Below are 11363 nucleotides of genomic sequence, written 5' to 3' on the forward strand. Positions count from 1 at the left end.
CGAGGCGGTCGCCGCGGTCGACGACCCCGCGGGCCCGCGCTTCCGCGTGACCCTCGACGGCGGCGCCGAGGTCACGGCCCGCCGCGTGATCCTCGCGACCGGCCTCGCCGACGTCCTGCCCGAGGTCCCCGGCCTCGCCGCGCACTGGGGCGCGGGCGTCGTCGTCTGCCCCTACTGCGACGGCTACGAGGTGCGCGACCGCCGCATCGGCGTGCTCGCGACCGGGCCCGGCAGCCTCCACCACGTGCAGATGCTGCGGCAGTGGTCCGCCGACATCACCTTCCTCGTGGCGGGCGGCACGGCTGACGGGTCACCGCTCGCGATCGACGCCGCGACGCGCGCCGGGATCGACGCCCGCGGCATCCGCGTCGAGGAGGCCGCGGTCGTCCGCGTGCTCGGCGAGCGGGGCGCGCTCGAGGGCGTGGAGCTCGCCGACGGCCGGACCGTCCCGCTCGACTCGCTCTTCGCCATGCCCGGCGTCGCCCCGCGGGACGCCTTCGCCCGCGCGCTCGGCGCCACGACCGAGGACACGCCGTGGGGGCCCTTCGTCGCGGCGGATCCGATGGGGCAGACGAGCGTCCCGGGTCTCCTCATCGCGGGCAACGCGTCGAGCGGATCCGCGAACGTGCCGGTGGCCATGGCCGCGGGCACCATGGCGGGTGCGATGGCGAACGCCGGGATGGTGACGGAGGACGTCGCGATGGCGGTCGCGGCGGCCTCCGTCCGCGAGGAGGCCGCCGCCGCCCGGTAGCGCTGAGCCCTATCCCGAAGTAAACTTGAGCCAGCACGACTCAAGTACGACCGAAGGGAACGCAGTGGCCAACATGCAGGGCGCACCCGCCACCGACGAGAACGCGAAGACCGCGCTCGAGCAGTACGGGGTGAACCTGACCGAGATCGCGAAGAGCGGCAAGCTCGACCCGGTCATCGGACGCGACGCGGAGATCCGGCGCATCAGCCAGGTGCTCACGCGGCGCACCAAGAACAACCCGGTGCTCATCGGCGAGCCCGGCGTCGGCAAGACCGCCGTCGTCGAGGGCCTCGCGCAGCGCATCGTCGCGGGCGACGTGGCCGACTCGCTCAAGGGCAAGCAGCTCGTGTCGCTGGACCTCGCGGCGCTCGTCGCGGGCGCCAAGTACCGCGGCGAGTTCGAGGAGCGGCTCAAGGCGGTGCTCAAGGAGATCGACGACGCCGACGGCGAGATCATCACGTTCGTCGACGAGCTGCACACCCTCATGGGCGCGGGCGGCGGCGAGGGATCCGTCGCCGCGTCGAACATGCTCAAGCCCATGCTCGCGCGCGGGGAGCTGCGCCTCATCGGCGCCACCACGCTCGACGAGTACCGCCAGTACATCGAGAAGGACGCCGCCCTCGAGCGCCGGTTCCAGCAGGTGTACGTCGGCGAGCCGAGCGTGGAGGACACCGTCGCGATCCTCCGCGGGCTCAAGGGCCGGTACGAGGCGCACCACCAGGTGCCCATCACGGACGCGGCGCTCGTCGCGGCGGCGTCCCTCTCCAACCGGTACATCCCCGCCCGGCAGCTGCCCGACAAGGCCATCGACCTCATCGACGAGGCCGCGTCGCGGCTGCGGATGGAGATCGACTCGTCGCCCGTGGAGATCGACGAGCTGCGGCGCGCGGTGGACCGCATGCGCCTCGAGGAGCTCGCCCTCAAGCGCGAGAAGGACGAGGCGTCCAAGGCCCGGCTCGCGAAGCTGCGCGAGGACGTCCAGGCGCGCGAGCAGACCCTCGGCGAGCTCCAGCGCCGCTGGGAGGCGGAGCGCGCGAGCGTCAACCGCGTCGGCAAGCTGAAGGACGAGCTCAACGAGCTGCGGATCCGCGCCGAGCGGGCCCAGCGCGAGGGGAACCTGGAGAAGGCGTCGCGGCTGCTCTACGGCGAGATCCCGGTGATCGAGCGCGAGGTCGCGCAGGCGGAGGCCGCCGAGTCGGTGCCGTCGGCGGAGGACCGCATGGTGAACGAGCAGGTGACTGCCGAGGACGTGGCGGCGGTCGTCGCGGCGTGGACGGGGATCCCCGTCGGCCGGCTGCTCCAGGGCGAGACGGAGAAGCTGCTGCACCTCGAGCAGGAGCTCGGCAAGCGGCTCATCGGGCAGAAGCAGGCCGTGCGGGCCGTCGCGGACGCGGTGCGCCGCACGCGCGCCGGCATCTCGGATCCCGACCGGCCCACCGGCTCCTTCCTCTTCCTCGGCCCCACGGGCGTCGGCAAGACGGAGCTGGCGAAGGCGCTCGCCGAGTTCCTGTTCGACGACGAGAAGGCGATGGTGCGCATCGACATGAGCGAGTACGGCGAGAAGTACGCCGTCTCGCGCCTCGTGGGCGCGCCTCCCGGGTACGTCGGCTACGAGCAGGGCGGCCAGCTCACCGAGGCCGTGCGGCGCCGTCCGTACTCCGTGGTGCTGCTGGACGAGGTCGAGAAGGCGCACCCGGAGGTGTTCGACGTGCTGCTGCAGGTGCTCGACGACGGCCGGCTCACCGACGGGCAGGGCCGCACGGTCGACTTCCGCAACGTGATCCTCGTGCTCACCAGCAACCTCGGCTCGCAGTTCATCAGCGACGCCACGCTGCCGCTCGACCAGCGCGAGCAGGCCGTGCAGCAGCTCGTGCGGCAGACGTTCAAGCCGGAGTTCGTGAACCGGCTGGACGACATCGTGGTGTTCCAGACCCTGTCGATGGACGACCTCGCGCAGATCGTGGAGCTCTACATCGACCGGCTCGGCGTGCGGCTCTCGGACCGCCGGCTCACGCTCGGCGTCACGCCGGACGCCCGCCGCTGGCTCGCCGAGCGCGGCCACGACCCGCTGTACGGCGCCCGGCCGCTGCGTCGGCTCATGCAGCGCGAGATCGACGACCGCCTCGCGCGCGAGCTGCTCGCGGGCGACATCCGCGACGGCGACGCCGTGCGGGTCGACCTCGCGCCCGACGGCGAGGGCCTCACGGTCAGCCGCGCGTGGAGCGACGAACCGGGGGACCAGGCGCCGGGGGTCTGATCGTCTGCGGCCCGTCGGGCGCCTCCCTCAGGAGCGTGCGGCGGGCCGGATCCGTCCTCCCGTGATCTCCAGCACCTCGTGGCTGAGCGCGTCGATGTGCTCGCGCTCGTGGCTCGTGAACAGGATCGTCGTGCCAGCCTCCTGCTGGCGTCGCAGCTCCTCGGTGAGGCGCTCGACGCTCTCCGCGTCGAGCGCGTTGAACGGCTCGTCGAGGATCAGCACCTCGGGTCGCTCCATGAGCGCCTGGGCGAGCGACAGCTTCTGCTTCATGCCGAGGGAGTAGCTGCGCACGCGGGTGCGGGACTCCGGCTCGAGCCCCATCGCCCGCATGGCATCGCGCACCTCGTTCACGGTGATCCGCTTCCGGATCGCCGCGAGCTCCGTCAGGTTCTGCAGCCCCGTGCGGTGCGCGAGGTACGCCGGGCCGTCGATGATCGCGCCGAACCGGTCCGGGAAGGTGCGGCCCGGCGAGAGGAGGGCAGGATCGATGTCGATGACGCCGGCGTCGGGTCGAAGGAAGCCGCAGATCAGCTTGAACAGGACGGACTTGCCGCAGCCGTTGGGCCCGACGAGTCCGTAGGTGCGGCCGCGTTCCAGGGCGAGGTCCACTCTTTCGAAGAGGGTGACGCCGCGGAAGCCCTTCGTGACGCCGGTGAGGGTGATGATCGGCATGGTTCTCCTTGTCGGTGTGGGTCAGGCGGGGCGGGTGCGGGCGACGAGCCCGGTGAGGACGAGACCGAGGACCGCGACCGCGAGGCCGAGCGTGGCGGTGGCGTCGCCGACCTCGGGCCACCCGCCGCGGGTCACGGCGAGGTCGGCGAGCTGGACGGGCAGCCACGTCCGCGACTCGAGCTGCAGCGCTCCGCCGGCGACGATCACGCCGACGGTGAGGAGCCCGGCGGCCGGACCGCGCGCGAGCCAGGTGACGATGAGGACGAGGGCCGAGTAGATCCCGAGCTGGAGCAGGCCCACGAGGAGGTACTGCCAGGCGAGGAGGACCAGGCGATCCGGGTCGGGGAGCACGGGCCCGGATCCGGTGAGGACGGCGGACCCGAGGCCGAGCGCGGCGACGACCGCGAGGTACAGGACGGCCGCGACGGCGTGGCGCCGGGTGCGCGCCGCGGCCCACCGCGTGGCCGAGCCGTACCGCAGGAGCCGTTGGAGCAGCATGCCGCGCGCCTCGTGGGACTCCCGCAGCTGCAGGACGAACGCGAAGCCGCCGTAGACGACGAGTCCGCTGAGGAGGTGGAGGATCGTGCCGTCGCCGGAGAGGGCGGACGCGAGACGGTCGACGGCGGTCGTCGGCAGGTCGTCGACCAGGAGCGGATCGGCGGGCATCGCCAAGAGCCCGGCGAGGCACGCGCCCACCACGGCGACGAGCGCGATCCAGGCCCTCATCCCCTGCGCCGCCCGAGGAGCGCGGGACGCGAGCGGTGCGTGCGGTCCTTCGCGCGGACCGCGAGGAGGAGCGTGGCGCACGCGATCGTGACGGCCGCCCAGCTGCCGATCGCGGCGCCGGGGTCGGCCGCGACGGTCTGAGCGGTCGTGAGGTGGCTGAGGTTCAGAGGCGAGCTGGCATCGACCACCCCGGCGGCGGAGAGGAGCGCGAGCATCCCGACCGCGACGGCGAAGACGATGTCGAGTCCTCGGATCGGGACGGCGATGTGCAGGGCGAGCGCGATGACCTGGGTCACGAGCAGGAGGGCGGTTGCGAGCGCGATGGTGCCGAGCACGAGCGCCAGCCACGGCCACCCCGGCCGTTGCTGCGCAGCGCTGTAGCCCTCGATCCCCTGCGTGCCGTCGTCGGCGAAGGGCAGTCCCAGCGCGGTGACGTACATCGCCGCGAGGAGGAGCGGCACGATCGCGAGTGCCCAGGCCATGCCGTCGCGGCATGCGGCGAGGATCGCGTAGCGGTAGCTGCCGTGCCGGATGAGACGGTCGGGCATCGCGTCGACGGGCGCCCGGATGACGAGCGCGACGAGCCAGGCGAGTAGCACGACGTTCGCGAGGAAGCGGGTGTCCGTCACCTCGTCGAGCATCAGCTTCGTCTGGGTGAGCTGCACGCCCGTAGGGGAGGTCAGCTCGAAGGATCGCGTGTACGCGCCGGACGCGACGGCGAGAGCGGCCAGGATCAGCGCGGGGATGCTCGTGATCCGGTCGAGGAAGCTCACGAGAGCCGGCCGCCGAACGGGACCCGCCGGACGGCGATGACCGCTACCACGGCGGCGGCGGCCGCGAGGACGAGGTGGGGGAGCACGACCTGCGCGTCGTCGGAGAAGGAGAGGCCGAACGGCACCGCGGAGAAGTAGAGGGCGAGAACGGGGTGTCCCAGGATCTCCGCGACGAACGTCTCGCCGAAGACGACCAGCATTGGGACAGCGAGCGCCAGGAACCGATTCCGGACGAGCAGGCAGGCGGTGATGCCCATGGCGGCGTACACCGCGCCGCAGAAGCCGAACCAGCTCGAGTAGACGAGACCGAACAGGAGGTCGCCGAAGCGCAGGACGGTGCCGAACGCCTCTTCCTGCTGGGTGTGCTCCACGGCCTGCTCCGGAGTGAGCATGTAACTCGTCGGATCGATCCCCGGGTCGCCGAGGAGAGGCCAGATGTGGAATGCCGTCAGATAGGAGACGAAGGAGAAGAGGAAAGCCAGGGAGAAGCCGATCACCACCGCCGTCCCGTAGCGAGTGGCGAGAAGGAGCCGCGCGTCGCAGCGGGTCTGCTGCAGGCTGATGAAGCGATGTGCCAGCTCCGACGAGAATCTCACGCACGTGAGCAGCGTGACGATCAGCGGCATCAGGATGAGCGACGGCGAGAGCATGCCCGACGCGAACACCCCGTAGCGGTCGACGACCCGGGAATGCTCCATGCTGTGGAACACGGAGATCAAGGCGAGAGCGGGCAGGAGCGACGCGCTGACGATCTGCGCGGGACCGATGGCTCGGTGGACTGCGAGGCGCAGCATCTCACGCCACCTCCTGCTCGTGGAGTCGCGATGAGCTGCGGAGCCCGCGATGGCGGGCTCCGCAGGTGATCAGTCGCTGGCCCAAGAGCCGATGGCCTCCACTCGGACGAAGTTGTACGGGGTGGCGTGCAGCTGGAGGTGCACGCGAGACCCCGCCGAGAAGGGGGAGCCCGGGAGGGCAGCTTGTCCCTGCCCGATCTCCTTGAGCTCCGCACCGCACGAGCCGTTCCCGTCATCGCACATGCGCGCGTTCATGCGGTAGTCCCCACCGATCGTGTCGAAGGAGACGAAGCCCTGCCCTCCGGTCGACTCCTTCGTCTGGGCGGCAGAATCCCACGGCTGCTGGAATCGGGGGACGATGGCGTCGAAATGCGAGGAAGAGGTGCCGGCGTAGGCGGCACTTCCTGCTCCGACGAACAAGCAGAGGAGGGCGGCGGTGGAAAGGGCTTTCGTGGTGATGCGCATGAGGATCCGTTTCTGCGATGAGGTGCGTGGCGGCGTTTCATGGCGACCACGAGGTCATCGGCAGCGTCATCGCGTGCGTGGATCATGCAGCGGTCCTGGTGCTGGAGGATGCCTCGGGGGTTCGTCACCGTCGCGTCAGGAGCGCCGGTGGCGCTGAAGGTAGCGAGAGCTCCGCGAGCACGGGCCGTTCCTCCACAGGCCGGACGCGGATCAGACCGCCGTCACCCGCAGGATCGCGATCGACTCCGGCAGGATGCCCGGGGTGTGCAGGCCGGAGACCGCGAGCGCGCGGCCCGTCAGCTCGACGCCGTCCCACCAGGCCGGCGCCGTGAAGCCCGGCTCGGGGGTGCCGACGCGCACGGGCTCCACGCGGTAGCGGCGCTCGGGATCCAGGCCCGGCAGCAGGAAGCGGCCGCGCGGGGAGACCTCGGAGCGGCCGATCGACGCCAGGAAGAACAGCGCGGAGTCCGCCGACGACGCGACGGCGCCGTACACGAGCAGCGTCGGGTCGCTCTCGTCGGCGCGGACGACCGTGCCCGTGTGCATCAGCGCGCGCTCCTCCTTGTAGAGGGCGATCCACGCGGCGAGGTCCGCGTTCTCCTCGTCGGTGGCCTGCGCGAGGTCCCACTCGATGCCGAGGTGGCCGAAGAGCGCCGACCCCGCGCGGAACGCCAGGCGGTGCGCGCGACCTGTCGTGTGGCTGACCCCGGACGCGATGTGGGAGCCGAGGAGCTCGGGCGGCAGGAGCTGCATGGTCCAGCGCATCATCTGCTGGCGGTCGAGCGGGTCGATGCAGTCGGAGACCCAGACGCGGTCGGTGCGCTCGAGGATGCCCAGGTCGACGCGGGATCCGCCCGACGAGCACGACTCGATCTCGAGGTCGGGGAAGCGCGCCTTCAGCTCGTCCATGAGGCGGTAGGCCGCGAGCGTCTGCAGGTGCACGCCCGCCTCGCCGCGCGGGTGGATGCCGGCGTCGACGAGATCGCGGTTGTGGTCCCACTTGATGTACGCGATGTCGTCCTCGGTCAGGATCGCGGTCATGCGCTCGAGCACGTACGCGTACGCCTCGGGGATCGCCAGGTCGAGCACCTGCTGGTCGCGGGCGCGCACGGGGAGGCGGCCGCCGGTGGCCATGATCCACTCGGGGTGGGCGCGCGCGAGGTCGGAGTCCTCGTTCACCATCTCGGGCTCGAACCAGAGGCCGAACTCCATGCCGAGGCCCGTGACGTGGTCGATGATCGGCGCGAGGCCGTCCGGCCAGACCGTCTCGTCGACGTACCAGTCGCCGAGGCCCGCGTGGTCGTCGCGGCGGTGGCGGAACCAGCCGTCGTCGAGCACGTAGCGCTCGACGCCCAGGGCCGCGGCGCGATCCGCCAGATCCGTCAGGCGCGCGAGGTCGTGGTCGAAGTAGACGGCCTCCCACACGTTGATCGTCATGGGCCGGTCGCGGCGCGGGTGGGTGTCGCGGGCACGGAGGTGGCGGTGGAAGCGCGCGGCCTGGTCGTCGAGGCCGTGCCCGAACGCGCCGTAGACCCACGGGCTGGCGTACGCCTCGCCGTGCGCGAGCCGCACCTCGCCGGGCAGCAGCAGCTCGCCGCCGCCGATCACCTGGAAGCCGGTGGACAGGCGCTCCGCGTAGTGGCGGTGGTTGCCGCTGAACGCGACGTGCACGCCGCGGACGTCGCCGTGGCGGAAGCCGAAGCCGGGCGTGCCGACGGAGAGGAGGGTGGCGGCGTCGGGCCCGGTGCGGCCCTTGCGGCCCTCGCGCTCGTGGATCCCGACCACCAGCTCGCGGCGCTGCGGCGTGCGCTCGAGGCCCCAGCGTCCGGCGAAGTCGAGGATCTCGCGGGCCTCGGCCGGGAGCGGCAGCGCGAGGTTCACGCCGCCGACGTAGTAGGTCGTGTCGCCCAGGTTCGTGACCTCGGCGCGCGTGCGGACGAGGCCGGACGGCAGCAGCTCGACGTCCATCGCGAGGCCGAGGCCCGCGACCTCGTCGACGGCGTCGACGTGCACGAGGGCGGGGCCTGCGGATGCGGATCCGGGCTGGCCGTCGACGCCGGCGGGCAGCGGATCCCCGTCGACCGTGGCGGACGTGACGCGGAACCTCGGCGACCAGTCGGCGCCGTCGCGGTGGCCCTCGAGGCCGGGCTTGCCCATCCACGACGTGTGGGCCTCGGGCAGGATCCCCAGGCGGATGGGCTCGTCCGCGATGCTCCCCACGATCGGCTCGACGGCGGCGAGGGCCATCGCCTCCAGGTCGGCGCCCGTGGTCGCGCCGAGGTCCGCGCCCCAGTGCAGCACGGCCGGCAGGCGGCCCCCGGTGAGGTCGAGCACCAGCGAGACGCCGGACGCCCGGAGGTGGAGGAGAGCGGAGGGGACGGCGGTGTCGGGCATGGTTCTCCTGCGTCGATGCGGGTGGGATGCCCCCATCCTCCCGTGCCGACGGGATGCGCGCGCCGAGGAGGCGGGCGTGCCGTCAGTCCAGGTCCTCCAGCCCGGGGACGGCCGTGCCGTCCTGCCGGTCGGCGGTGACGCTCGTGGCGGACTGCGACTGGCGGGCGCGCACGATGAGCGCGCGGATCCGGTCCACGGCCTCCGGGTCGCGCAGCTCGTCCTCCGACGGGCCAGCCGGCTCCACCACGATCTGGCTGGCCGGGCCGATGAGGATGTCGACCGAGCCCACGCCGCCCTCCGGCAGCCGCACCGGCACCGTCACGGTCGCCGCCGCCATCCCCTCGCGGGCGAGCGCCTGCGCGCACTCGACGACGGCGTCGGCGATGTCGTCGCCCGTCAGGTAGCGGCCGTCGGCGTAGTGGATGGTGTGCACGGATCCAGTGAATGCCCTGCCGCCGGTGCCGCCTAGGGGGTTGCCGCGGGCGATCATCGGGTACAGGGTCCGCCGCGCGCGCGGGGACGGCCGCGCGCCCTCGGTACGCTCGCCGGATGACCTACGTCGCTCATCCCGATCGCTACTCGTCCATGCCGTACCGCCGCTCCGGCCGCAGCGGCCTCAAGCTCCCCGAGCTGTCGCTCGGCCTCTGGCACAACTTCGGCACCGCCCGCCCCATCGACACCCAGCGCGCCATCGTGCGCCGCGCGTTCGACCTGGGCATCACGCACTTCGACCTCGCCAACAACTACGGCCCGCCTCCCGGCAGCGCCGAGACCGCGTTCGGCCGGATCCTCGCCGAGGACCTCCGCCCGTACCGCGACGAGATCGTCATCTCCTCCAAGGCCGGCTACCTCATGTGGGACGGCCCCTACGGCGAGTGGGGATCCCGGAAGTCGATGCTCGCGTCGCTCGACCAGAGCCTCGGCCGCATGGGCCTCGACTACGTCGACGTCTTCTACTCGCACCGCCCGGATCCCGAGACGCCCATCGAGGAGACCATGGGCGCGCTCGCGACCGCGGTGCACCAGGGCAAGGCGCTCTACGCCGGCATCAGCAACTACTCGCCCGAGCAGACCGAGCGCGCGGTGGCGGCGCTCGCCGAGCACAAGGTGCCGCTGACCATCCACCAGCCGAGCTACTCCATGTTCAACCGGCACGTCGAGGGCGGGCTGCTGCCCGTGCTCGAGGAGGCGGGATCCGGCTGCATCGTGTTCTCGCCGCTCGCCCAGGGGCTGCTCACCGACCGGTACCTGTCGGGATCCATCCCCGCCGACTCGCGCGCCGCCACGAGCGGGTTCCTCGACGAGTCCGCCGTCTCGTCCGTGTACCTGGAGCGGGCGCGCGGCCTGCAGGCCGTGGCCGAGGGTCGCGGGCAGACGCTCGCGCAGCTCGCGCTGTCGTGGGTGCTGCGGCACCCGGGGATCACGAGCGCGCTCATCGGCGCGTCGAGCGTGGAGCAGCTGGAGCAGAACGTCGCCGCGGCGGGCGCTCCCGCGCTCACCGACGACGAGCTGGCGGCCATCGAGCCGCTCGCGGTCGACGGCACCGGGCGCTGATCCGCACATGACCGGCGCGCCCGTCCCCTCCGCCCTCGCCGACCGCGTCGCGCGCCTGCTCGACGAGCAGGGGATCGTCGACGGACACGACGACCTCGCCTGGGCGCTCCGCGAGCGCGCGGTGCGGGATGGTGGGCCGAGCGCGTCGGTCGTCGACGACGTGATCGCGCGCCTCGCCGTGGAGGACGCCGTGCCCGGGCTGCACACCGACCTGCCGCGCCTCGCGCGCGGCCGGGTCGCGGCGCAGTTCTGGTCGGTGTGGGTGCCGGACCTCCCGGGCGTGGATCCGGTGCGCTCGACCATCGAGCAGATCGACGTGGTGCGCCGGATCGTCGCCGCGCACCCCGACCGGCTAGCGCTCGCCGTGACCGCGGACGACGTGGACCGCGTCGTCGCGTCCGGCCGCACCGCCTCGCTGCTCGGCATGGAGGGCGGCCACTCGATCGGCGGATCCCTCGGTGCGCTGCGCACGATGCGCGCGCTCGGGGTCCGGTACATGACGCTCACGCACAACGCGAACGTGGCCTGGGCCGACTCCGCGACCGACGTGCCCGTGCACCACGGGCTGAGCCCGGCGGGCGAGCGCGTGGTGGCGGAGATGGAGCGGATCGGCATGCTCGTCGACCTCTCGCACGTGTCGGCCGACGTGATGCGGCACGCGCTGCGGATCGCCCGCCGGCCCGTGCTGTTCTCGCACTCCGGGGCGCGGGCCGAGTGCGACGTGCCGCGGAACGTGCCCGACGACGTGCTCGCCGCGCTGCCCGCGAACGGGGGCGTCTGCATGGCCACGTTCGTGCCGCAGTTCGTGTCGCCCGCGGTCGCGGAGTGGCACGAGGAGACGCTCGCGCTGGCCGTGGCGGAGGGCGTGGATCCGCGCGACCACGAGGGGGTCCAGGCCGTCGCCGCCCGGCGCCCGGGGGAGCGGCCGCGCGCGACGCTGGCCGACGTCGTGCGGCACGTCGAGCGGATCCGCGAGG

General features: G+C 72.6%; 11 protein-coding genes. 4 read left to right on the plus strand and 7 right to left on the minus strand.

Annotated features, from left to right (window positions below; translation table 11 throughout):
- Together DZG00_RS07140 and DZG00_RS07145 are read left to right on the plus strand one after the other, a co-directional pair.
- Window positions 1-751: NAD(P)/FAD-dependent oxidoreductase (locus tag DZG00_RS07140; RefSeq protein WP_147359949.1), on the plus strand; the 751-nt coding region annotated here is incomplete at its 5' end.
- A 64-nt stretch (window positions 752-815) separates the two neighbouring features.
- Entirely contained in the window at window positions 816-3008 is a 2193-nt protein-coding gene (locus DZG00_RS07145) for an ATP-dependent Clp protease ATP-binding subunit (RefSeq protein ID WP_119381638.1), read from the plus strand.
- Between the two features lie 27 nt (window positions 3009-3035).
- Here the strand turns inward: DZG00_RS07145 and DZG00_RS07150 are convergent, their stop codons facing one another.
- From DZG00_RS07150 to DZG00_RS07180, 7 genes are all read right to left on the minus strand, one after another.
- The gene (locus tag DZG00_RS07150; protein WP_119381639.1) at window positions 3036-3680 is read right to left on the minus strand and encodes an ABC transporter ATP-binding protein; all 645 of its coding nucleotides are present in this window, start codon (window positions 3678-3680) and stop codon (window positions 3036-3038) included.
- A 21-nt stretch (window positions 3681-3701) separates the two neighbouring features.
- Window positions 3702-4406: a hypothetical protein gene (locus tag DZG00_RS07155; protein WP_119381640.1), complete on the minus strand. Its 705-nt coding sequence runs from the start codon at window positions 4404-4406 to the stop codon at window positions 3702-3704.
- The gene (locus DZG00_RS07160) at window positions 4403-5179 is read right to left on the minus strand and encodes a hypothetical protein (RefSeq protein ID WP_119381641.1); all 777 of its coding nucleotides are present in this window, start codon (window positions 5177-5179) and stop codon (window positions 4403-4405) included. Before DZG00_RS07160 ends, DZG00_RS07155 begins: the two co-directional genes overlap by 4 nt.
- Entirely contained in the window at window positions 5176-5973 is a 798-nt protein-coding gene (locus DZG00_RS07165) for a hypothetical protein (protein ID WP_119381642.1), read from the minus strand. The genes DZG00_RS07160 and DZG00_RS07165 overlap by 4 nt, the downstream gene beginning before the upstream one ends.
- A gap of 69 nt (window positions 5974-6042) precedes the next feature.
- Complete coding sequence (locus DZG00_RS07170; RefSeq protein WP_119381643.1) at window positions 6043-6438, minus strand: hypothetical protein; 396 nt, start codon at window positions 6436-6438, stop codon at window positions 6043-6045.
- A 210-nt stretch (window positions 6439-6648) separates the two neighbouring features.
- Window positions 6649-8832 carry an alpha-galactosidase gene (locus DZG00_RS07175; protein WP_119381644.1) on the minus strand — a complete coding sequence of 728 codons (2184 nt, stop codon included), beginning with the start codon at window positions 8830-8832 and terminating at the stop codon, window positions 6649-6651.
- 82 nt (window positions 8833-8914) lie between these two features.
- Window positions 8915-9322: a hypothetical protein gene (locus DZG00_RS07180; protein WP_119381645.1), complete on the minus strand. Its 408-nt coding sequence runs from the start codon at window positions 9320-9322 to the stop codon at window positions 8915-8917.
- Between the two features lie 59 nt (window positions 9323-9381).
- Here DZG00_RS07180 and DZG00_RS07185 point away from each other — a divergent pair, with 59 nt between their 5' ends.
- Both DZG00_RS07185 and DZG00_RS07190 read left to right on the plus strand, forming a co-directional pair.
- Complete coding sequence (locus DZG00_RS07185) at window positions 9382-10386, plus strand: aldo/keto reductase (RefSeq protein ID WP_119381646.1); 1005 nt, start codon at window positions 9382-9384, stop codon at window positions 10384-10386.
- Between the two features lie 7 nt (window positions 10387-10393).
- Window positions 10394-11363 (plus strand): dipeptidase (locus DZG00_RS07190; protein WP_119455489.1); only part of this gene is annotated, 970 nt, incomplete at its 3' end.

The sequence above is a fragment of the Clavibacter lycopersici genome (genome assembly GCF_003576405.1).
In the GTDB taxonomy this organism is placed as follows: Bacteria; Actinomycetota; Actinomycetes; order Actinomycetales; family Microbacteriaceae; genus Clavibacter; species Clavibacter lycopersici.